A 22,940-nucleotide genomic window follows, 5' to 3' on the forward strand; every position below is an offset into this window, starting at 1 on the left:
GGCATGGACCGGCGTCACCCCGTGGCCGATCCCCGCCGGCCCGACGGCCCGCCGCTCACTGGTCAGCATCAGGCGGTAACGGACGGTCGTCGCATTGGAAACACTCTTGACAGAAAGCCATGATATCGACATGCTTCGCTCTAGAGAGCGCTCTCTGCCTCTCTGGCGCGCAGCCTCCGCCACCCCCTCGCTGAGGAGCCTCCCGTGTTCACAGCCCGCCCCCGCCTCCGCTTTCGCCCTGTCGTACTCGCGGCGGTCGCCCTCGTCGCGACCGCCGCGGCGCTCGTCCTCCCGGCACAATCCGACCGGGCCGAGGCCGCCATCGGCCCGATCAGCTGGCAGGACGAGTTCAACTCCCCGGCCGGAACGCCCGTCGACCAGAACAAGTGGCGGTTCGACATCGGCGGCAGCGGCTGGGGCAACAACGAACGGCAGTACTACACGAACAGCACCAGCAACGCCGTCCACGACGGCCAGGGCAACCTGGTCATCACCGCCCGCCGGGACAACCCCGCCAACTACCAGTGCCACTACGGGCGCTGCGAGTACACGTCGGCGCGGCTGCTGAGCGCGGCCACCTTCACCCAGACGTACGGCCGGTTCGAGGCCCGCATCAAGATCCCGCGCGGCCAGGGCATCTGGCCGGCGTTCTGGATGCTCGGCACCGGCGGCGGGTGGCCCGACGCCGGCGAGATCGACATCATGGAGAACGTCGGCAAGGAGCCCAACACCGTCTACGGCACCGTGCACGGGCCCGGGTACTCCGGCGGCGGAGGCATCACCGGCAGTCGCACCCTCGGCAGCCCGCTCGCCGACGCCTTCCACACCTACCGGGTGGACTGGGAGCCGAACGTCATCACCTGGTACGTGGACGGGGTGCAGTACCACCGGGTCGACCCCGCCCGCCTCGGCGGCAACCGCTGGGTGTTCGACCACCCGTTCTTCATGATCCTCAACGTGGCGGTCGGCGGTAACTGGCCCGGCTACCCGGACGGCTCCACGCAGTTCCCGCAGCAGATGCTCGTCGACTACGTCCGGGTGTCGAGCTACACCTCCGGCGGTGGTGGCGACCCCGCTCCCGGCACCAGCCGGATCCGCGGGACGCAGAGCGGTCGCTGCATCGACATCCCCAGCGCCAACCCGGTCGACGGCGCCAAGCTGCAGATCTGGGACTGCAACACCACCGCCGCGCAGGCCTGGACCTTCGCCTCGGACGGGACCGTCCGCGCGATGGGCAAGTGCATGGACCCCGCCTGGGCCGGCACCGCGAACGGCACGGAGGTCAACCTCGTCACCTGCAACGGCAATCCGGCCCAGCGCTTCACCCTCAACGGGGCCGGCGACCTGGTCAACCTCAACGCCAACAAGTGCGTGGACGTCCGGGAAGCCAACCCCAACAACGGCGGCAAGCTGCACCTCTGGGACTGCCTTGGCGCTGCCAACCAGAAGTGGTCCCGCATCTGACGACACCGACACGAGCGGGCCGCCCGACGACATGGCCGGGCGGCCCCCGTGGCGACGATCAGTCGAGGCCCAGACCGCGCCGCCCCGTGGAGTTCAGGCCGTCGGGCTGGAAGCGGTTGGGCCAGTCGCGCTCGTAGTGCTCGGCCGGGAAGTCGGTCGGGCTGGACCCGTCCTGGAAGGCCTCGCGGACGGCGACCGAGTACCGCTCGTTTCGCGGGCACCACGGGGCCGCGGGGATGTACATGACGTTGCCCCAACCCTGCTGGTCCCGCACCGGCGCCACGCTGTGGATCATGTCGCAGTGCCACCACACGGAGTCGCCCGCCCGCACGTCGGGAATGCCGGCGAGGGCGTCCATGAGCAGCGGGTGCCACGTCTCGCTGACGGGGAAGACCTGGTTGACCGTGACGCCGCACATGTCGTCCGCGGGCACGTCGGCCAGCAGCGGCCGGAGCAGCAGGTAGGCCATCGCCTCCGGGATCGGGACGGTGTGCAGCACCCCCTGGTCGTGGTCCATGTCTGACAGGGCGGTCCAGCCCTGGAACGTGCGAAAGGCCGAGCACATGGTGGTGCCGGGATACTGCGGGCCGGCGGTGCGGTGGGCGGCGTCCCAGGGGTCGTACTGCTCGACCGTTCCGTCGAAGAGGTGCCGGAAGGCGGTCTGGTACGCCTCGGTCATCCACAGGTCGAGGGTGCCCGGGTCGAGGTGGGCGCCCAGTCCGTTGGAGTCGGCGCCCGGCGGCCGGCGGCGGATCCGGTCCGGGTAGAGCGAGTCACGATCGGGGTCGAACCAGCGGACGCCCTCGGACTCGTGCTTCCACTGACTGTTGAGGAACGCCTGCACCCGGGCCATCCGGTCGCTCTGACGGGCCTGCATCTGCGCTGCCGACCAGTAGATCGGGTAGATCTCGGGCTTGGACCCCACGCTGCCGAAGAAGTCGTCGCCGGGGCCGCGGTAGGCCTCGAAGAACTCGTTGGAGTCCACGTAGTCGACGATGTCGCGGTCCCAGTCGAGGGCCTGCTGGCGGTCGAAGTGGCCACGCACGACGAGGCAACCCCGCTGGCGCAGCTTCGCCACCGCCTCCGCCGGCACCGTGCCGGCCGCGATGTCCGCGTACTCGATGATCGGCCAGATCGTCTCGCCCCGGTCCCGCGCGGCGGCGATCTCCTCGGCCCTGGCCCGGACCCGCTGCTCGACGACCGCGAACACCTCCTCGACCGTACGGCCGGAGGCCTCGATCCGGGCCCGCAGCGCGGCCTTGATCTCGCGGATCGCGGCGGTGAGGTCGGCGGGGGTCGATTCCCAGTGCGGCAGGGCCGGGAGCGGGGCCGCAGCCAGTACGGGGTGGGCGTCCATGGCGCGACTCCTTCTAGTAAGGGCTCCTTCTTGGAAGACTGTAGGGGGACTGGGCCCTTCTAGGCAAGGCTCCTGCCTAGAATCGTGACGTGACCATCGTCAAGCCCTCACTGGAGCTGCTCCGCTCGCTGACCGACGAGCACGTGCTGCGCGAGTTGATGCGGGAACGACGGCTGACCCGGGCTGATCTGGCGGCCCGCAGTGGCCTGTCCAAGCCGACGGTGGGCGAGAGTGTGCGCCGACTGACCGAAGCCCACCTGGTCGTGGACACCGGGGAACGGACCCCCGGCGGGCGGGGCCGGGGCCGCGTCGGCTCGTACTACGCCCTCGCCGACAGTGTCGGCACCGCCCTGGCCATCAGCATCGCCCCGGACGGGGTGGTGGTGGAGCGGGTCGACGCCCACGGCGACATCGTTGGACGGACCCGGCACGACATCAGCCGGCCGGCCACGGCCGAGCAGGTGACGGTTGCGCTGCGCACTGCCGCAACGCGGGCACAGGACGGCGTCGAAGGAATCATCCGGTTGGCGGTCGTCAGCGCCGCCGACCCGGTGGAACGCGCCACCGGCAGACTGATTCGGCTGCCCGACGCCCCGTTCCTGCTCGGCGAACTCGACCCGGTCGAGGTGCTGACGCCACACGTCGCCGGCCCGGTCATCGTCGACAACGACGTCAACTGGGCGGCGCAGGCCGAACGAGACATCGATCCGGCGGGCCTGAACGACTTCGCGTACGTCTTCCTCGGCGAGGGACTGGGGTGCGCGGTCGTCAGCGACGGCGCGGTACGCCGGGGCCACACCGGGGTCGCTGGCGAGATCGCGCACCTGGTGACCATCGGCCCGCACGACCGGGCAACCCGGTTCATCGACGTGTTCGACGACCTCGACCTCCGCCACGCTGGCACGACGGCCATCGACGTCGAGCGCGTCCGCCTTCTCCCGGCGGCCGGCAGGGCGGCGCTGGGGCGCGCTGTCAGCGGCGTGCTCGCCGCCGTCGTCGCGCTCACCGATCCGCGGCTGGTGATGATCGGCGGCCCCTGGGGCGGCCACCCCGCGATCTTCGACGCCATCACCACGGCCTTCACCCGGATGCCCCGCCACGTCGAGGTACGCCCGGCACGGCTGGCGGAGGAGCCGTCCCTGACCGGCGCCCGCGCGGAGGCCCTCGACCGTCTCCGCGCTGCCATCATCGCCCAGCGGGCGCTCTGACCCGCCGGCATCGGCGCGTACGGGGCCGCTTCCGCCGTTGCCGCGAGGAAGCGACAACACGGGCGTTATGTTCGGATTGTTCCTGAAAGTCCGACCCCGCCAGGAGTGAACCCATGTCGCACCACCTTGACACCCCTCTCGCCGCCAAGAGCGGCCAGCTCTTCATCGACGACCTGTTCGTCTTCGGCGGCGACCGCTCCACGGTGTTCGTCATGGACGTCAACAGCTCGGTGACGAAGGCTGACATCAAGCGAGGCTTCCACGCCGAGGCGCGGTACGAGTTCAAGATTCACCTCAACGGCGGGGAGACCGAGGAACTGACCTACCGGTTCGCCTTCGGTGAGCCGGACGGGGACAGTCGGCAGACGTTCCAGCTCTACGAGCTCACCAGCGCGGATGCCCGCGACGACGCCGCCATGGGCACGCCCATCGTCCAGGGCCGGACCGGAGAGGTGTCGACCGGCGGCAACGCCCGGGTCTGGGCCGGGCGGATCACCGACCCGTTCTTCGTCGACCTCAACGGGCTCGCGACCATCAACGGCGCGGTCCAGAACGGCGCGAAGGTGGACCACTCGACCTGGCGAGCCGACAAGGCCACGAACACCTTCGCCGGCACGACCGTCGAGTCGATCGTCCTGGAGGTCTCCCACGACGAGCCGCTGCTGCGCGACGGCACCGAGATCGGTGTCTGGTGTCGCACCATGCTGGCAACCGACGCCGGCGGGTGGCGCCAGATCAACCGCGCTGGTCACCCGATGATGTGGCCGATCTTCTGGCCCACCGACACCGACTTCTCCAACCCGGCCAACGTCCGGCACCCCAGCAACGATCTCAAGGAGGACGGCGAGGGGATCGCGTCGGCGGTCGCGGGGGTCGTCGCCGCGAACGGCACCGCGCCGGACCCGCAGGCGTACGGCTGGAGCGTGGCGCGGCAGCTCTATCCCGACGTGCTGTCGTACAAGGTCGGGACGGCGGCCAACTACGGCTTCGCCGCCCGCAACGGCCGCACGATGGCCGACAACGCGCCCGAGGTGATGTTCGCCCTGGTGCTGAACACCGCCATGACCTCCGGTCTCACGGCGGACGTGACCAGGAGCGCTCGCGCCGACACGTTCCCGTACGTGGTTCCGGCCTGACAAAAGCGGACTGACCCCGTCGGCCACGCCGAAGGGGTCAGTCCACAGGGGCTGGAAGCTGTCAGCCCTCGATGTCCCGGGGGTCACGGCTGCGGGGGTACGTGTTCTTCTCCCCGATCGTGCCGTCCTGCTTCTTGATCACGTGCTCCACGCCACGGTCGGCCGCCATCTCGCGACCCTGCGCCTGCGCGTCGGCCTTGGAGCCGTGCGTGCTGCTGGCCCGCTCGTTGCCCTCCGGGCGGTTCTTCCACTGCCCGTCCTCGTGGTAAGTGTCAACGTCACCCTTGACCATCGCCGGCTCCTTTCCGCGTCTGAACTGTCCACCGGTTCAGTGCCCTGAGCCGTGCCGGGGAAAACCCCGCCGGGCGCGGGAGACGGCCCGACGCCGTTGACGGTCAGACCGGGCCGCAGTTGTTGCTCACCCGCCGGAGCGTCTGTTCGCGTTCGTCGGTGGTGATGCCCGACGCCGTACCGTCGAAATAGGTCTCGACCTTGTCCCAGCCTCGGCGCTGCTCGTAGTGCAGGTGTGGCGCGCCGGAGTTGCCGGTGCTGCCGAGTCGCCCGATCTGGTCACCCTGCGCGACCTGCTGACCGACCTTCACCAGCGGCGGTTCGAGCATGTGCAGGTACTGCGTCTCCCACTTGCCGCCGTGATCGATCTTCACCCAGTAACCGCCGCCGCGACCGCGCGGACCTTCCGGGTTCTCCGGGGTACGCCCACCCAGTGACCCGTTGATGCCCGCCACGGTGACGGTTCCGTCGTAGGACGCGAGCACCGGTCGCCCCCACGCCTCGCCCTCGATCGGAAACAGGTCGACGTCGTAGTCGTCGTGGCCGGGATAGGTGCTGAGCTGCCAGGTCTCCCCGCAGGTGACCGGCATCTGGAAGAGCGGGCGTGGGCCCACCGGCCGCAGCAGCGGCACGACGACCAGGGCCACGCCGACGACGACCGCCAACGCGACGAGTGCGACGAGCAGGCCGATGGTCCGGCTCCGCGGGCGGCGATGGGTGCGGGCTCTGGTGGGGCGGCCGGTCGTCACCGGCCCGAGCATGGCAGACGCCGGCAAGGCGTCCGTTGCGGGTCGCGGTCCGCCGTTCACCCCGACCCGATGGGATTGCAGTCGCATTGCCAAACGGGGTACGGTGGGTTGCAATGCACCCGTATTGCCTAGAGGGTGGGCTCGCGGATGATCGCGCCGACCTCCCGATCACCACCCGGAGGACGAGGAATGATCGACACGAACCCCCCAGCCCGGGCCACGATCGGCCCGCTGCTACGCCGGGCCGCCGCAGCCGAGGGCGCGATGTGGCGCAGCCTGTACGTGTGGGCACGGCGCAGGCCACTGTCGCTGGCTCCGGGCGACGACCCGTTCGGCTATCTCGACGTGGTCAAGCCGATCCTCGGCATCTTCATCGCCCTGTCGGCGATCGAGATTCCCATCTTCGACCTCATCGTCAGCAACGTGGTGCCGTGGCGACCGGCTCGCTGGATCGTGCTCGTACTCGGCGTCTGGGGCCTGCTCTGGATGCTCGGCCTCCTCGCGAGCATGAAGATCCACCCTCACGTCGTGGGCGACACGGGCCTGCGGGTGCGGCTGAGTTCGGGCATCGACCTGTGGATCCCGTGGACGGACGTCGAGGCGCTGCACAAGCGCTATCGCTCGCTGCCCTCCAGCAGATCCGTGCAGATAGAGCAGGAGGGAGACCGCCGGGTGCTGCACATCTCGGTCGGCAGTCAGACCAGCGTCGACGTCCGGTTGCGCCGGCCGATGACTTTCGACCTGGCCAGGGGCCGGACCGAGCCCGTCGACGAGGTGCGGCTGTATGCCGACGACCCGGCCGGCCTGCTACGCAGTGCTCGCGGCACCCCCGCGACCGGAGCGGTCAGCCGATAGGTGCCCACGCGGGCGGAGTCTCCGGACCACCCACTGTGAAACGATCGAGGTCATGCCCAAGAAGGTCGATCACCAGGAGCGACGCACCCTCATCGCGGACGCGTTGATGCGGGTCGCCGCGGACCAGGGCCTGGAGGCCGTCAGCCTCCGCCACGTCGCTGCCGAGGCCGGCGTGTCCGCCGGGATGGTCCAGCACTACTTCCGGACCAAGGACGAGATGATGGCGTTCGCGTTGGCAGTGGTCCGCGAGCGCGGCCAGATCCGGGTCACCGAGGCCCTGGCCCGCCTGGGTGAGAACCCCTCCCCCCGGCTTCTGCTGCGCACCATGATCGCGGCGCTGTTACCGCTCGACGAACGGACCCGTGACGACGGACGGGTGGCACTGGCGTTCCTCGCCTACACGGCGGTGCGTCCGGCCGCCGCGCCGGGCCTGCGTGAGGACACCAGGCAGCTCACCGAGTTCATCGCCAGCGTCCTGCCCGACGGGCATGGAGACGCCGCCGCTGCCGGCCTGCTGGCGCTTATGGAAGGGCTGGGCCTCTATCTGCTGGGCGGGCAGTACACCGCCGAGCAGGCGCTGGGCGCGCTGGACGCCCAGCTGGACCTGCTCTTTGGCTCGCCGACAGGCGCCTGAGCGACCGCGGTCAGGTGCCGAACCGCGTCAGCAGCGCGGCACGTTCGGGATGTATCCGTCGTAGCCGGTCAGCAGGTAGGCGTCGGACACGTAGCGATTCGTGCCGATCCGGTCCCAGACGGACGTGGTGCCGTACGGGCCGGTGACCGTGCTTCCGACGGCCTGGCAGTAGATGGCGACGGTGGCACCGTCGGCGACCGAGCCGACGACCGGAAAGCTGGCACCGGGGCCGGAGCGCACGTTCAGGGTGCTCGCGCTGGTGCTCACGGTGCCGGAGCCGATGCCGGTGATCCCGTTGACCAGTTGCAGGTAGTAGGTCCAGTTCCAGTTCGGGCCCGGGTCGGTGTGGCTGGCGCTGGGCACCTCGGCGTGCCCGATGATGTGCGCCCGATCCTTGGGTATGCCGTACTTCGTGGCGAGGCTGCGGGTGAGCACGGCGGAGGCGCGGTACATCGCATCGGTGAACCAGGCGGGATTGTCGACGTACCCCTCGTGCTCGATACCGATCGACCCGGTGTTGTAGGTCCAGTTGCCGGCGTGCCAGGCGATGTCCTTCTCCCGCACCGACTGGGTGACCGCCCCGTCGGAGGATCGGAAGGTGTAGTGCGCGCTGGACTGGGCTGCCGGGTTCTGGAACCAGCCGATGGCGCCGGCGTACGAGCCCTGCGTCATGTGGATGACGATGCGGGTGACCGGGTGGCTGCCCGGTCGACTGGCCACGGTGTAGTTGCTCGTGCTGGCCGGCGCCCACGCGGCCGGCCCGTAGTCGGTGCTGAGGGTGCCGATCCCACCGAGCACGGCGGCCCGCTCCAGGCCACCCCGCCGGGGCGCGACGGCCCGCCCGACCACCGTCTCGCCGCGCGTCGAGGTGAACCCGGCGCGCAGCAGGTCGTAGACGGTGTCCGCGTAGAGCCGCGCGACCGACGGCTCGGTGGCGCCGCCGTACCGGGCGACCGGTCCGTACCAACCGTTCACGTCGTCGCGGGCCACGTCGGTGAGGCCGGCCTGATCGGCGTACGAGCGCAGCACGGCGGCCGCCCCGAGGACGTTCGCGGCGGGTTCGGCCCGCAGCGCGCCCGGAGTGAGCCGGGTGAGCGTTGCCGCCTCCTCCAGGGTGTGCACCTGCGTGTTGCTCGCCAGGTGCATGAGCCCGTACCCGCCGGCCGCACTCGGCGCGCCGCGGTGCATGTCCAGCCGCGACTCGGCATATCCGAGTGCCACCAGCAGGTCGCGCGGAACGTCGTACCGTGCGGCGGCGGTGTCGAACGCGGTCGCCAGCGGGCGGGACGACGCTGACGTCCCGTTGGGATCGGCCGCGGCCGGTGACGCGACCGTGACGACTCCGGCGAGGGCGGTGGTCAGGGCGAGCAGGAGCCGGGCTCGGTGGAAGCTTCGAACGGACATGAGCACTCCTTGCGGTGACTGAGGTTGGCGGCCCGTGAGCCGCCAACCTCGGCGGTCGAACTCGTCAGCACCAGCCGTTGATCGGGCCGTTCACACCCGTCGACAGGTAGGCGTCGGACACCCAACTGCCGTCGCTCAGCCGGTTCCAGAGCGCCGTGGTGCCGTACCGCCCGGTGTGGGAGGTGCCGTTGGCGGAGCAGGAGATGGTGACGGTGGCGCCGTCGGCCACCGAGCCGAGCGAGCCGTAGCCGGTCCCCGGCCCGGCACGTCGGGTGAGCACCCCACCGCCGTTCGCGTCGACCACCCCCTGGTTGAAGCCGAGCGCGCCGTAGTTGTAGAGGCCGCCGCCGACACCGGCCCAGGCCGACCCGTGCCGTGCCCCGCCCTGGTAGGCGGCGCCGCCGTTGGCCAGCACCCACTTGCCGATGTCGTGGCCGGCGATCGGCACGTACGCGCTGTTCTGCCGCAGCCCGAAGTGGACGTGCCGGCCGTAGGCTGCGCCGCCACAGGTGACGTCGGTGCCGGTGTTGCCCAGGACAGCGCCCTGCCCGACGCCCGCGCCGTTGACGGAGATGCTGTTCCACAGGTGGTAGTAGTCGGTCGAGTAGCCCCGGTCGTGGATGACCCGGATCCACCCCTGACACATCGTGTACGCCGTTCCGGCCCGGGTCGCGCGGACCACCTGGTCACCACCGGCCAGGTCGACCGAGCTGTACGGCCACTCGGTTCCGCCCCAGCCGTGCGGGCCGCTGGTGAGCGTCCACGTCTGGCCCACACCGAACGGCAGGGCCATCCCGGTCCGGAAGTCGCCGCCCGCGTACATCGGGGCCGGCGTGGTGGTGAGCACGCTTTTCTCCTGGCCCGTCACCAGGGGCGATTCGGCAGCCAGTTCACCGAAGGCGGCCTCGCCGTCGAAGGCGATCCGCCACCCGGCGGGCTCGGATCGGGCGATGAAGATCGAGCCGGTCGGGTGGGCGTCCTCCTGTCGGGGCGCGAGCGCGACGGCGGTGCCGAACGCCCACCGGCCGCTGGTGCGGCTGACGGTGACCCGGGTGTCCCGCTGCGCACCTGCGACGGACAGCTCGGCGGCGCCCAGTAGTTTGGCGGTCACCGCGGCGGTGAGCGCGGGGGTGACGGCTGCGGCGGCGACGCCCGGCGCCACCCCGATCAGGCTGGTGACCATCAACAGGGTCGCGGCTGCGCCGCCGACCCATCGTCGACCGTGTCTCATCGTGACCTCACCTTCGCAGAACCGCCGTGGGTGCCTCGTACCGGCAGGAGGACAAGCAGAGATGGATATAAATGTTGATGACGATTGTTGTGGCACAAACTGTCAAAGTCAACGAATTGATCGAAGGTTTTCTACGAGACAGTGAGCCCGGCACCAAGGCGGTCAGGTGAGCGGGGACGGCGATTCTCGGTGACAACGTCTACGACAGCGGCACCGCGTCACAGTTCACCAGCTACTACGAGCCCACCTGGGGTCGCCACAAGACGCGCACCCGCCCGTCGCCGGGGAACCACGACTACAACACGTCGGGCGCGACCGGTTACTACAACTACTTCGGTACGACGGCCGGCCCGAGCGGCCGCGGCTACTACTCGTTCGACCTCGGCAACTGGCACATCGTGTCGCTGAACTCGAACATCAGCATGTCGGCCGGCTCGACGCAGGAGCAGTGGCTGCGCACGGACCTGGCCGCCAGCAGCAAGCCGTGCACCCTGGCGTACTGGCACCACCCGCTGTTCACGTCCAGCTCCAACCACGCGCCGTCGACGTCGACGCGTCCGCTGTACCAGGCGCTCTACGACTACAACGCCGACGTCGTGGTGTGGGGGCACAACCACGTGTACGAGCGGTTCGGGCCGATGAACCCGGCCGGTGGCGCCGACTCCAGCCGGGGTATGCGCAGCTTCGTCGCCGGGATGGGCGGTGCGGGTCACTACAGCTTCGGCACCATCCAGCCCAACAGCGAGGCGCGCAACAGCTCGGCGTGGGGGGTCCTGAAGTTCACCCTGCACTCCGGCAGCTACGACTGGCAGTTCGTGCCGGTGGCGGGGCAGACCTACAGCGACAGCGACACGGGCAGCTGCCACTGAACGCTGACAAGCGCGTGCCCCTGCTCACCTGTTGAGCAGGGGCACGTGCGTACCGTCGACAGGTCAGCGGGCTGCGCCGGCGCGGCGCTTGTTGTAGACGTCGAAGGCGACCGCGACGAGCAGGACGAGGCCCTTCACCACTGACTGCGTCGACTGGTCGACGCCCATCAGCTGCATGCCGTTGCTCATCACCGCCATGATCAGACCGCCGACCATCGCGCCCACCACGGTGCCCACCCCGCCGGTGACCGCCGCACCGCCGATGAAGGCCGCGGCGATCGCGTCCAGCTCGAACATGTTGCCGGCAGCGGGCTGGGCGCCGTTCGACCGCGAGGAGTAGATGACGCCGGCCACCGCCGCCAGGAAGCCCATGTTGACGAACATCCAGAAGTTGACGGTGCGGACCTTCACCCCGGACAGCGCCGCCGCCGACAGGTTTCCGCCGATCGCGTAGACCTGTCGACCGAAGACGGTACGCCGGGTGAGCAGGCCGTAGATCAGCACGAGGACCGCCAGGATGATCAGCACGATCGGCAGCCCACGGGCGTGCGCCAACTGCCAGGCGAAGTACATGATGACCGCGCCGACCGCCGTGACCCGCGCGACGAACAGCGGGAACGACTCGACGGGCTGCTGGTACCGGATGCGCGCCACGCGGGTGCGGAAGCCGCTCACCGCGTACCCGGCCACGGCGACGGCACCGATCAGCAACGTGAAGGCGTCAAAGCCCTGCCCGCCGAGCAGTCCGTTGAGGAAGCCCGCCGCGACCCGCTGGTATTCGGCCGGGAACGGCGACAGCGAGATGTTGTCGAGGACCCGCAGGGTGAGACCCCGGAACAGCAGCATCCCCGCCAGGGTCACGATGAAGGCCGGAATGCCGGCGTACGCCACCCAGAACCCGTGCCATGCGCCGACCGCGACGCCAACCGCCAGCGCGGCCAGGACGCCGACCCACCACGGATAGCCCTGCTGGATCACCAGGACGGCGGAGACCGCCCCGGTCAGCGCGACCACCGACCCCACCGACAGGTCGATGTGCCCACCGATGATCAGGATGACCATCCCGATCGCGAGCACCAGGATGTACGAGTACTGAAGGACGATGTTGGTGATGTTGCCGGGGCTCAGCAACACCCCGTCGGTCAGGAGCGCGAAGAGCGCGACGATGACGACCAGGGCGACGTAGATCCCGCTCTGCCGCAGGTTGTTCAACACCAGCGCCCGCAGGTCGCTCGTTCCGCTGTGCAGGGCGGCGGCGGGCGTGCTGTCCGGGGGCGTCGGGCGCTCCGTCGAGGGGGTCTTGATGCTGGTCACGCGACGAGCTCCTTGTCCTTGGTCATCAGCTCCATGAGGCTCTCCTGCGTCGCTGCACCCACCGGCATCTCGCCGGTGATCCGGCCGGCGGCGAGGGTGTAGATGCGGTCGCACATGCCGAGCAGCTCCGGCAACTCGGAGGAGATCATGATCACCGCCTTACCGGCGGCCACCAGCCGGTTGATGATCGTGTAGATCTCGTACTTGGCACCGACGTCGATTCCCCGGGTGGGTTCGTCCAGGATCAGCACATCCGGGTCGGTGAACAGCCACTTCGACAGCACGACCTTCTGCTGGTTGCCGCCGGACAGCTTGCCGACCACCGCCATGACGCTGGGCGTCCGGATGTTCATCTCCCGCCGGCTCGCCTCGGCGACCTTGATCTCCTCGTTGCCGTTCACCCAGCCCAGGCGGGACAGCCGGTCCAGGGCGGCGGCGGACACGTTGCGCCGAACGTCGTCGATGAGGTTGAGGCCGTACCGCTTGCGGTCCTCGGTGACGTAGGCGATGCCGTTGTCGATCGCCTCCGCGACGGTGCGCGCGTGCACCTCCCGCCCGCGGACGAAGAGCCGGCCCCGGATGTCGCGCCCGTACGACCGACCGAACACGCTCATCGCCAACTCGGTCCGCCCGGCCCCCATCAGCCCGGCGATGCCGACGACCTCGCCCGCGCGTACGGACAGGCCGACGCCCTCGACGACCATCCGGTCCTGGACCGGGTGCCGCACCGTCCAGTCCTCGATCCGGAGAACCTCCTCGCCGGGGGACGACTCGCGGTCGGGGTAGAAGCTGTCCAGGTCGCGCCCGACCATGCCCCGAATGATCCGCTGCTGGGTCACCTCGTCGGATTTCATGTCGAGGGTCTCCACCGCGCGCCCGTCGCGGATGACGGTGGTCGAGTCGGCGATGGCGGTGATCTCGTTGAGCTTGTGCGAGATCATGATGCAGGTGATGCCCTGGTCCTTGAGTGCCCGCAACAGATCGAGCAGGTGAGCCGAGTCGATGTCGTTGAGCGCTGCGGTCGGCTCGTCCAGGATGAGCAGGCGCACCTTCTTCGACAGCGCCTTGGCGATCTCGACCAGCTGCTGCTTGCCGACGCCGAGCTGGATGACCGGGGTGACGGGGTTCTCGTGCAGCCCGACGGACGCCAGCAGCTGAGCCGCTTCGGCGTTGGCCCGGTTCCAGTCGATGAGCCCGCCGCGACTGCGCCGCTCGTTGCCGAGGAAGATGTTCTCCGCGATCGACAGGTACGGCACCAGGGCGAGCTCCTGGTGGATGATGACGATGCCGTTGGCCTCGCTGTCCCGGATGCCCCGGAACTGCATCGGCTTGCCGTCGAAGAGGATCTCGCCGTCGTACGAACCGGACGGGTGGACGCCGGACAGCACCTTCATCAGGGTGGACTTGCCGGCGCCGTTCTCGCCACAGATGGCGTGGATCTCCCCCCGGCGCACCGCGAGGGTGACGTCCTCCAGCGCGGTCACCCCGGGGAAGGTCTTCGTGATGCGGCGCATCTCGAGGATGGTGTCGTCCATTGTCACTGCCCTCTGTCAGGTCGGACGCGTTACGCCATGGCGTCGGGCTCGGCGGGGACCGCCGAGCCCGACGGATGGATTACTTCTTGGCCTGACCGGCGGCGACTTCTTCCGCCGTCCAGTAGCCGGAGTCGATCAGCGTCGCCTTGATGTCGTCCTTGTAGACGGTCGCGAACGGCAGCAGGTACGCCGGGACGACCTTGACACCGTTGTCGTACGTCTTCGTGTCGTTGGCCTGCGGCTGCTTCTTCTGCAGGAACGCCTCGGCGGCGTTCACGGCCTGGTCGGCCAGCAGGCGGGTGTCCTTGAAGACCGTGGAGCTCTGCACGCCGTCGTTGATCAGCTTGATCGAGGCGATCTCCGCGTCCTGGCCGGTCACCACCGGGAGCTTCTTCGCGCCGCTGCCGTAGCCGGCGTTCTGCAGTGCGGTGATGATGCCGCGGGAGATGCCGTCGTACGGCGACAGCACGCCGCTGACCACGGCACCGTCGTTGTAGGCGGAGGTGAGCAGGTTTTCCATCCGCTTCTGCGCGGCCTCCTGCTGCCACCGCAGGATCGCCACCTGCTCGGGGGTCGTCTGGCGGGACTTGACGGTCAACGTCCCGTCGTCGATGAACGGCTTCAACGTGTCCATCGCGCCGCCGAAGAAGTACTGGGTGTTGTTGTCGTCGAGCGACCCGGCGAAGAGCTCGATGTTCATCGGCCCCTTGGCCGTGCCCTTCGAGCCGTCCTTGTTCAGCAGGCCGAGACCGACGAGCAGCGCGGTGCCCTGGGCGACGCCAACCTTGTAGTTGTCGAAACTGACGTAGAAGTCGACGTTCTTGCTGCCACGGATCAGCCGGTCGTAGGAGATGACCGGGATCTTCGCGTCGGCCGCAGCCTGTAGCTGGCTGTTGAGCGCCGTGCCGTCGATCGCCGCGATGACCAGGACGTCCGCGCCCTGGGTGATCATCTGGTCGACCTGCTGCGACTGGGTGGGGATGTCGTCGCCGGCGTACTGGAGGTCGACCTTGTAGCCCTTCGCCTCCAGCTTCGACTTCACCGCGTTGCCGTCGGCGATCCACCGCTCCGAGGTCTGGGTCGGCATCGAGACGCCGATGGTCAGGTCCCCGGGCTTGTCGCCGCTGGTGTCACCACCGCTGCCCGCACCTCCGCCACTGCACGCCGCCATGCTCAGCGCCAGCACCGCGCCGCCGAGAGCAACCAGGATTTTCCTGCCCACGGGCTTCTCCTCTCCGGACTCCCCCGCCGACTGCCGGGGCCAACTGTCATCTTTCGGGTAGTGTTAGCGCTCACATTGACTGCGTCAACACCTGATCCGAAATACCGGTGTCACGGTCTCGTAACGGAGGCATTGAAGCAGCGTAGCCACCTGGCCGCTCCGCTGTGAAGCGGAGGTCGTGGCGACTCAGGGTCGTCGGTGCAAGCCCCACAGGTTGGTGCCCGCGGACGACGGTCGTCGTCCGCGGGCACCAACTGCGGCAGGATCAGGTGGGCTACCGCGACCTAATCGGTCGGCGGACCCGATCGACTACCGCTGCGACCACCGCTGGTTGGCCGCCGCGGTGCAGGTCCAGAGGAGCACCGTGGTGCCGTTGGCGGTGCCGTTGTTGTTGACGTCGAGACAGAGCCCGGACTGCGCGCCGCTGATCGTGCCGTTGGAGTTGATCGTCCACCGCTGGTTGGCCCCGCCGTTGCAGTCCCAGATCTGCACCCGGGCACCGGCCGTGGCGTTGAGGGGTGCGTCCAGGCACTTGCCGAGCGACTGCAGGGTCTGACCATTGATGGTCCAGCGTTGGTTGGCGGCGCCGTTGCAGTCCCAGATCACCGGCTGGGTGCCGTTGGTGGTGTTGCTCGCCGGAACATCGAGGCAGCGGCCGGAGGAGGCACTGGCGAACGCGCTCGACGTGGTCGGCGGTGGGGTCGTCGGCGGAGTCGTCCCGCCACCGCTGACCCGGAACACCACAGTGCCGTGCGACGGCACGCTGGCGCTGATGGCCCCGCTGGTGGAGCTGGTGGCACCGGACCACGCCTCGACAAGCGTGAACGAGGTCCCGGACTTGCCGACGGCAGCCGCCGTGGTCGAGATCGTCGTCGTCGACCCACCCTGGTTGAGCAGGGCGACGGCGACATCACCGTTGGCGAGCCGCTTGGCGAGCACCCGACGGGTGCCGTCGAACGAGACCTGCGTCCCCTGCAGCCCCAGCGCGTCCTGATTGATCGCGATCAGGTTGGGGTTCTTGAGGATGGTCTGCGTCGCGGAGTTCATGCTGCGTACGTCGTTGCCGGCGATCAGCGGCGAGGCCATGATCGCCCACATGGCGAAGTGACTGCGCATCTCCGTGTCGGTCATGCCGCCACGGCCGACCTCCATCATGTCCGGGTCGTTGAAGCCACCCGGCCTCGCGTACGACGCGAGCGGCACGGTCACGTCGATGATGTTCTGGATGCCCATCGGGTAGCCGTTGGTCTGGCCGGTGTTCCACGCGTTGGTGATGTCCTCCGTCGTACGCCACATGTTGGCCACGTCGCCCCAGTTGCGCTGCGGGCCGGTCTTGGCGTGGATGCTGTTGGAGTTGATGCTGTAGACGATGGGTCGGCCGGTGGCGGCCAGCGCGTCCCGCATCCGGGCGAAGGTGGTCACCTGTTCGTCGATGCTGCCCTCCGGGGAGCACCAGTCGTACTTGAGGAAGTCGACGCCCCAGGCGGCGAACTGGCGCGCGTCCTGCGCCTCATGGCCTCGACTGCCGGTCGCCCCGGGGTAGGCGCCGAAGTACTGTGCGCAGGTCTTGTCGACCGGCACCTGGTAGAGGCCGAACTTCAGGCCCCGGGCGTGCAGGTAGTCGCCGAGCGCCTTCATCCCGCTGGGGAACCGGCCCGGATCGCCCTGGATGTTGCCGGAGCCGTCCCGGTTGGGGTTGAACCAGCAGTCGTCGACCACGACGTACTGGTAGCCCAGGTCCCGCATCCCGGTGCTGACAATCGCATCCGCTGTCTGCCGGATCAGCGCTTCGTTGATGTTGCAACCGAACGAGTTCCACGAATTCCAACCCATGGGAGGCGTGCGTGCCACGCCGTTGTCCAGTGCCTGCGCCGTTGGGGCGCGAAGGCCGACCAGAGCGCCGGCGAGTAGAAGTCCGGCCGCCAGCACGCTGCCCCAGCGACGACCTCGAGTGATGCGGTTCATCGAGCCTCCTTGTCGGTGGCGCCCGCCCGTGACTACGATCTCTGGTCGATGGGGCGATAGCTGGACGCCAATATTTGTTAGCGCTAACAGAGACGTCCATCATGTTACGGCGACATTTCATGAGGTTCAATACCTTCCCGTGGTCGCATCGCACGCCATCGATCGCCAGCGGCATTGATGGATCGAGTCGCGTCTTATCCAGCGCGACGAGCCGGGCATTGCGGCGAGGTGAGGTGATGCTGGCGCGGAGCATCGACCGCCATCTACTGGAAACGGGCGGTGACGCTGGCGAGACCGGTGCCCAGCGCTGCGCCAGGCGACCTCTGGTCGGCCCGGCCGTCAGCGACGCGGTGGAGCGACGCTCTCGCGGACGACCAGGGCTGGGGCGATGGTCTGCCGCAACGCCCCACCGGCGCCCGACTCGATCTGAGTCAGCAGCATCTGCAGGCTTGCCCGCGCCACCGCGTCGAAGTCCGGACGGACGGTGGTCAGCGGCGGGATGAAGTACGCCGCCTCTGGCACATCGTCGAAGCCGACCACGCTGATGTCGTCCGGCACTCGCCGGCCGAACTCGTGCAACGCGCGCAGCACACCCAGCGCGAGATGGTCGTTGGCGGTGAAGACCGCGGTGACCTCTGGCATCCGCGCCAACATCTGCCCACACCGGTAACCCGAGGCGGCGGACCAGTCCCCCGGCATCAGCGGCGGCGGGTCCACACCAGCGGCCAGCAGCGCCTTCCGCCAGCCGTCGATGCGGCCAACGCTGTCGAACCAGTCGGACGGCCCCGAGACGTGCCAGACCGTGCGATGCCCCGCGTCGAGCAGGTGCTCGGTCGCCGCCCGGGCACCCGCCGCCTGATCGACCGTCACCAACGGCACCGGCCCGCTCGGATCACCGTCGACCGTGACCAACGGGACATCCTTGGGCAGGCGTTCCAGCGCCTCACCCGCCGACTCCACCGGTGCGATGACCACTATGCCGGCGACCCGGTGCGACAGGTGCCGCTCAACGGCGGCCGAGATGGAACGGTGGTCCAGGTCCCGTACGCTGCCGACACTGACCGCGAAACCCTCTGCCGCGGCGGTCTGCTCCAACGCGGCGAGCAGCGACGCCGGCCCGTAGAGAGTCGTGTTCTGCGCGACCACGCCGATGACCTGCGATCGGCCGGTCACCAGGGCGCGAGCCGCGCCGTTCGGGCGGTAGCCGAGTTCGGCGATCGCCGCCCGAACCCGCAGCCGGGTCTGTTCCCGGACGTTGGGGTGCCCGTTGAGCACCCGCGACACCGTCTGATGGGAGACACCGGCCAGACGAGCGACGTCCGTCATCGCGGGACCGTGGACGGCCATTTCACTCCCCCCGCTACATCTCCGGCCCGCAGCCCGTCGACGTCGACTGGAGCGGCCCGGCCCGATCCCCTCGCTCAGCCACCACGCCGGTGCTGAATCCCAGGTGACCAGCGCTGGATCGTCGACAGTCTACGCCAGCTAACGATCCGGACACGGCACGGCTTTGCGGGGTAATGCGGGACGTGCCGAGGCCGCATGACGCATCCCCGCGCTGGCACGCCGCCAACCGGCGCGCGGGCCTGGGTCCGGCAGAGCGCCGGCCTGCTCCACGCTCCTGGACAGAGCGTGGAGCAGGCCGGAGAGAACCTGACGCGGTGCGCCGACCGCGTATGCCGGGCCGACATCGCTCATCGGCGCCACCGGTCAGACCGATCGCTGTGTGACTGGTGTCACGGCGTCGTCAGGTCGAACCGCCGCACCGTGACCGCGCCACCGAGCGCCTGGGTCGCGTGGTTGAAGATGGCGAATCGGTAGCCCATGAAGAACTGCCAGTTGTTGGCCAGGGTCAGGGCATTTCCGAATGAGGTGAAGGTGACCCCGTCGGTGCTGTAGGAGAAGCGGGCCTGCCGACCGGAGCCGGGTCTGATGTCGGCGTTGGCCCGCAACCAGATTCGGCCACCGGAGACGGCGGTACTGGCCACCTCACTGCCGGTGCTGGTCGTGTTCCAGTTGCCGTCCATCGCGAGGCCGTTCTGCATGACCAGTCGGGTGATGCCGTTGTCCCGACGGATCCCGATCCAGGCGGACGAGTTGCGCAACACCGCCAGGCCGGTGCGGTCACCATCGCGCATGGTGGAGTAGTCCAACTCGATGGTGGCGGTGGAGCTGGGGCCCTGGATGCGGTGGGTCAGCGTGTTGCGGGCCGCGTACAGGTCGCCGGTGACGGTGGCGGCCTGCAGGCTCAGCCCGTTGTTGACCGACCATCTGCTGTTGTCGGGGTTGTGGTTCCACTCCCACTGCGGGCCGAGTGTGGTGCCGGCGAACGTGTCGGTGCCGGTGAGCGGCTTCACCGCTCGCGGTGGCGCGGGCAGGTTCGGCTTCGGGTAGGAGCTGCCCCAGGCGCCGTTGACCGTCTGCAGCACGGGCCAGCCGTCGCTGGTCCAGGTGATCGGCGCCATGGCCGGCATCCGACCACCGGGGTACGCGTCGACGAAGGCCATGTAGTACCAGTCGCCGTTCTGGGTCTGCACCAGCCCACCCTGGTGCGGCACGCCACCGCCGGAGATCGGGCCGGGCAGGTTGAGCAGCACCTGACGCTGCTCGTACGGGCCGAAGGGACCGTTGGTCGACTTCAGCACGTACTGGCCGTTGGCCGGGCGGGTGAGCCAGATGTAGTAGGCGCCGTTGCGCTTGTAGAACCGGGCGCCCTCCAGTGTGCCGATGCTCGACGGAGTGGTGTACACCTGCTGGGCGCGAACCTGCGACTTCCCGTCCGCGGACAACTGCGCCACGCTGATGCTGCCGTTGCCGTACGCCACGTACATGGTGTCGTTGTCGTCGATCAGCATGCCTGCGTCGTAGTAGCAGTTGGGGATGGTGGTGTGCTTGCTCCACGCGCCGTCGACGGCGGTCGCGGTGTAGATGTGCGTCTGCGCGAAGTCGATGCACCCGGCCCAGTAGTACGTCTTGTTGCTCGGCCGGTAGTTCAACGTCGACGCCCAGATCCCGTCGACATACGCGTTACCGCCGCTCATGTCGTATTTCGACCCGAAGTCGAGCCGGGGCACGGAGTGACCGGCGAACTCCCAGTTCACCAGGTCGTACGAGCGCAGGACCGGCGCGCCCGGCGAGTAGTGCATGGTGGACGCCGACATGTAGTACGCGTTGTCCACCCGGATGATGTCGACGTCGGCGAAGTCCTGCCAGACCACCGGGTTCGAGTACGTGCTGCCCGACGGCGGCGGGTTGCCTCCCCCGACCTGGACGAGCTGCCACTGCTGGTTGTTGCCACCCCAGTCGTCGTACTGCACGACGTTCCCACCGTCGGCGGTCGAGGCGCTCTGCACCTCCACCGCCTTGTTGCTGTTCCGGTTGATCAGCCGCACGTAACCGCCGGCCGAATCCGCCAACCGGAACTGCTGGTTGGTCCCGTTGCCGTCAGCCCACTGCACCACCGCGGCACCATTGGCGGTGGAGAAGTTGTAGATGTCGAGCACCTTGCCGGAATGCCGCGACTTCAACCGGTAGTAACCACCACCGGAGTCCACGAACTGCCACTGCTGCCACGCACCGTCGTTACGCGCCCACTGCGTGATCCGCGCACCGTCGTTCGTCGCCTGGTTGTACACGTCCAGCGCCTTGCCGCTGTTGCGGTTCACCAACACGTACCACGCATTGGTGTCCACCGTCGCCGCCGAGGCAGCCGTTGGCGCGACCGCCGCCAGAGCGCCGCCGACCACCACCGCGACCGCGGCGGCGGCGACCCGCGCCAACCACCCCCGCCCTCGCGCTGATGGCGCTACCCAGGGAACCCGACCGATGGCAACCATGATCCTCCTTCGACGACGCGAACCGAATGGTCTGGGTCGGCATCCGCGGCACCGGGCGGTGTGCCGAGCTGGCCGAATCGCCGAATGTGATCGCTAACATCTCTCACCGTGGGTCGAGGCACTGATCTGCCGCGAACGGGGAGAAACAAGATCGCGGCCGGGCCAGCCACAGACATCGACCTTCTTGGGTATAGACTGTGAGCGATAACACGCCCTTAGTCAAGACGTAACCCGATCGGCTCGTGGTCGTGCTAGGCAGGCACGCAGACGGGTGGCCCGCCCCTGCCCGAGGGATGCGGGCAGGGACGGACCACCCGTCACGGATGCGGCCGGGCCGCGCGATCAGAAGCCGCGGGCCAGCCGGTAGTAGGCCTGGTTCCAGCGGATCTCGTTGGCGAAGCGGCGGCGTTCTGTGTCGGCGTCGATGACGACGAGTTCGGTCCGGCTCATCTCCGCCAGGTCGTGCAACTCCTCCACCCCCACCGCCTGCGACAGCACCGTGTGGTGCGGTGCACCAGCGGTGATCCACGCCTCGGCCGAGCCGGGCAGGTCGGGTCGCGGACGCCAGACGGCCCGAGCCACCGGCAGCCGGCGCAGCGGTTGCGGCGGAGACACCACGTCGATCTCGTTGGCCACGAGCCGGAACCGCTCCCCCATGTCGGCCAGACCGAGCACCACCGCCGGACCGGGCGCGGCGTCGAACACGAGCCGGACCGGATCCTCCCGTCCGCCGATGCTCAGCGGATGGATCTCCACGTTGGGTACGTCGGACGCGATGGTCGGGCAGACCTCGAGCATGTGGGCACCAAGCACCAACTCCTCGCCCGGGGTGAGGTCGTAGGTGTAGTCCTCCATGAACGACGTGCCGCCGTCCACGCCCACCGACATCGCCTTGAGGGTGTGGACCAGGACGGAGGTCTTCCAGTCGCCCTCGCCACCGAAGCCGTAGCCGTCCGCCATCAGCCGCTGCACGGCGATGCCAGGCAGCTGACGCAGCCCGCCGAGATCCTCGAAGTTCGTGGTGAAGGCCCGGAACCCGCCAGCGTCCAGGAAGGCGCGCATGCCGAGCTCCAGGCGCGCGGCGTACCGCAACGAGTCGTGCCGCTCACCCCCGGGCAGCAGCTCGCCGACGATGCGGTAGGTGTCCTCGTACTCCTTGACCAGGTCGTCCACCTGCGCGTCGGTGACCTCACCGACCACCTCGACCAGGTCGTTGACGCCGTACGTGTTGACCGACACGCCGAAGCGCAGCTCCGCCTCGACCTTGTCGCCCTCGGTCACCGCGACGTCGCGCATGTTGTCGCCGAAGCGGGCCAGCCGCAGGGACCGCATCGCCGACCACCCGAGCGCCGCGCGGGCCCACGCCCCGATCCCGGCGCTCACCCGCGGGTCGCTGACGTGCCCGGCCACCGTCTTGCGGGCCACACCGAGACGAGTCTGGATGTACCCGAACTCGCGGTCGCCGTGAGCGGCCTGGTTCAGGTTCATGAAGTCCATGTCGATGTCGTTCCACGGCAGCAGGACGTTGGCCTGGGTGTGCAGGTGCAGCAGCGGCGTCTTCAGCGCGTCCAGACCGGCGATCCACATCTTCGCCGGAGAGAAGGTGTGCATCCAGGCGATGACCCCGATGGCGCCCTGGGCGGCGGCCTCCCGGCAGACCTGCAGGATCTCACCACTGTTGGTCAGGACGGGCTTCCAGACCACTCGGGCGGGAATCTGCGGCGAGTCGTTGAGCGCGGCCGCGATCTGACGGGACTGCTCGGCCACCTGCCGGAGCGTCTCCTCGCCGTACATGCCTTGGCTGCCGGTGAGGAACCAGATCTCGGGTGCGTTGTGTGGTGCCATGGGGTTGCCTTCCACGAGAGGGGCG

18 protein-coding genes are annotated in these 22,940 nt (G+C 69.0%); 6 read left to right on the forward strand and 12 right to left on the reverse strand.

Going from position 1 to position 22,940, the window contains the following annotated elements; all coding sequences use genetic code 11:
* Positions 1–204: 204 nt before the first annotated feature.
* On the forward strand, positions 205–1,464 hold the full coding sequence (locus tag ABZS37_RS07130) for a family 16 glycosylhydrolase (RefSeq protein ID WP_355166382.1): 1,260 nt from the start codon (positions 205–207) through the stop codon (positions 1,462–1,464).
* A 58-nt stretch (positions 1,465–1,522) separates the two neighbouring features.
* On the opposite strand, the gene ABZS37_RS07135 is transcribed toward ABZS37_RS07130, so the two are convergent.
* Positions 1,523–2,821: a YbiU family protein gene (locus tag ABZS37_RS07135; RefSeq protein WP_355166384.1), complete on the reverse strand. Its 1,299-nt coding sequence runs from the start codon at positions 2,819–2,821 to the stop codon at positions 1,523–1,525.
* A gap of 89 nt (positions 2,822–2,910) precedes the next feature.
* On the opposite strand from ABZS37_RS07135, the gene ABZS37_RS07140 reads away from it, so the two are divergent.
* Positions 2,911–4,029, forward strand: coding sequence for an ROK family transcriptional regulator (locus tag ABZS37_RS07140; protein ID WP_355166385.1), 1,119 nt, complete (start codon positions 2,911–2,913; stop codon positions 4,027–4,029).
* Positions 4,030–4,142: 113 nt separating this feature from the next.
* Positions 4,143–5,165 carry a DUF4331 family protein gene (locus ABZS37_RS07145; protein WP_355166386.1) on the forward strand — a complete coding sequence of 341 codons (1,023 nt, stop codon included), beginning with the start codon at positions 4,143–4,145 and terminating at the stop codon, positions 5,163–5,165.
* 61 nt (positions 5,166–5,226) lie between these two features.
* On the opposite strand, the gene ABZS37_RS07150 is transcribed toward ABZS37_RS07145, so the two are convergent.
* Both ABZS37_RS07150 and ABZS37_RS07155 read right to left on the reverse strand, forming a co-directional pair.
* The gene (locus ABZS37_RS07150; protein WP_355166388.1) at positions 5,227–5,457 is read right to left on the reverse strand and encodes a DUF2188 domain-containing protein; all 231 of its coding nucleotides are present in this window, start codon (positions 5,455–5,457) and stop codon (positions 5,227–5,229) included.
* 103 nt (positions 5,458–5,560) lie between these two features.
* Positions 5,561–6,217 (reverse strand): M23 family metallopeptidase, encoded by a 657-nt coding sequence (locus ABZS37_RS07155; RefSeq protein WP_355166390.1) that lies wholly within the window; start codon positions 6,215–6,217, stop codon positions 5,561–5,563.
* Between the two features lie 177 nt (positions 6,218–6,394).
* Here ABZS37_RS07155 and ABZS37_RS07160 point away from each other — a divergent pair, with 177 nt between their 5' ends.
* Positions 6,395–7,060, forward strand: a complete 666-nt coding sequence (locus ABZS37_RS07160; RefSeq protein ID WP_355166392.1) for a hypothetical protein — start codon at positions 6,395–6,397, stop codon at positions 7,058–7,060.
* A 52-nt stretch (positions 7,061–7,112) separates the two neighbouring features.
* Positions 7,113–7,694, forward strand: a complete 582-nt coding sequence (locus ABZS37_RS07165) for a TetR family transcriptional regulator C-terminal domain-containing protein (RefSeq protein ID WP_355166394.1) — start codon at positions 7,113–7,115, stop codon at positions 7,692–7,694.
* A gap of 27 nt (positions 7,695–7,721) precedes the next feature.
* Here the strand turns inward: ABZS37_RS07165 and ABZS37_RS07170 are convergent, their stop codons facing one another.
* On the reverse strand, positions 7,722–9,098 hold the full coding sequence (locus ABZS37_RS07170; RefSeq protein WP_355166396.1) for an N-acetylmuramoyl-L-alanine amidase: 1,377 nt from the start codon (positions 9,096–9,098) through the stop codon (positions 7,722–7,724).
* A 64-nt stretch (positions 9,099–9,162) separates the two neighbouring features.
* The gene (locus ABZS37_RS07175) at positions 9,163–10,329 is read right to left on the reverse strand and encodes a peptidoglycan DD-metalloendopeptidase family protein (protein ID WP_355166398.1); all 1,167 of its coding nucleotides are present in this window, start codon (positions 10,327–10,329) and stop codon (positions 9,163–9,165) included.
* A 182-nt stretch (positions 10,330–10,511) separates the two neighbouring features.
* On the opposite strand from ABZS37_RS07175, the gene ABZS37_RS07180 reads away from it, so the two are divergent.
* Complete coding sequence (locus tag ABZS37_RS07180; RefSeq protein ID WP_355166538.1) at positions 10,512–11,198, forward strand: metallophosphoesterase; 687 nt, start codon at positions 10,512–10,514, stop codon at positions 11,196–11,198.
* Positions 11,199–11,261: 63 nt separating this feature from the next.
* Here ABZS37_RS07180 and mmsB read toward each other — a convergent pair whose 3' ends face one another.
* From mmsB to araA, 7 genes are all read right to left on the reverse strand, one after another.
* On the reverse strand, positions 11,262–12,512 hold the full coding sequence (mmsB, locus tag ABZS37_RS07185; protein ID WP_355166400.1) for a multiple monosaccharide ABC transporter permease: 1,251 nt from the start codon (positions 12,510–12,512) through the stop codon (positions 11,262–11,264).
* Complete coding sequence (gene mmsA, locus ABZS37_RS07190; protein WP_355166402.1) at positions 12,509–14,047, reverse strand: multiple monosaccharide ABC transporter ATP-binding protein; 1,539 nt, start codon at positions 14,045–14,047, stop codon at positions 12,509–12,511. Before mmsA ends, mmsB begins: the two co-directional genes overlap by 4 nt.
* Before the next feature lie 79 nt (positions 14,048–14,126).
* Positions 14,127–15,269 (reverse strand): multiple monosaccharide ABC transporter substrate-binding protein, encoded by a 1,143-nt coding sequence (gene chvE / locus ABZS37_RS07195; protein WP_355166404.1) that lies wholly within the window; start codon positions 15,267–15,269, stop codon positions 14,127–14,129.
* 309 nt (positions 15,270–15,578) lie between these two features.
* Entirely contained in the window at positions 15,579–17,234 is a 1,656-nt protein-coding gene (locus ABZS37_RS07200; protein ID WP_355166406.1) for an alpha-galactosidase, read from the reverse strand.
* Positions 17,235–17,573: 339 nt separating this feature from the next.
* A complete protein-coding gene (locus ABZS37_RS07205) occupies positions 17,574–18,560 on the reverse strand; it encodes a LacI family DNA-binding transcriptional regulator (RefSeq protein ID WP_355166408.1) in 987 nt (328 codons plus the stop codon).
* 410 nt (positions 18,561–18,970) lie between these two features.
* Positions 18,971–21,070: a family 43 glycosylhydrolase gene (locus ABZS37_RS07210; protein ID WP_355166410.1), complete on the reverse strand. Its 2,100-nt coding sequence runs from the start codon at positions 21,068–21,070 to the stop codon at positions 18,971–18,973.
* A 342-nt stretch (positions 21,071–21,412) separates the two neighbouring features.
* A complete protein-coding gene (araA, locus tag ABZS37_RS07215; RefSeq protein WP_355166412.1) occupies positions 21,413–22,915 on the reverse strand; it encodes an L-arabinose isomerase in 1,503 nt (500 codons plus the stop codon).
* Positions 22,916–22,940 lie beyond the last annotated feature (25 nt).

It is taken from the genome of Micromonospora sp. NPDC005413 (genome assembly GCF_040606435.1).
Taxonomy (GTDB): domain Bacteria; phylum Actinomycetota; class Actinomycetes; order Mycobacteriales; family Micromonosporaceae; genus Micromonospora.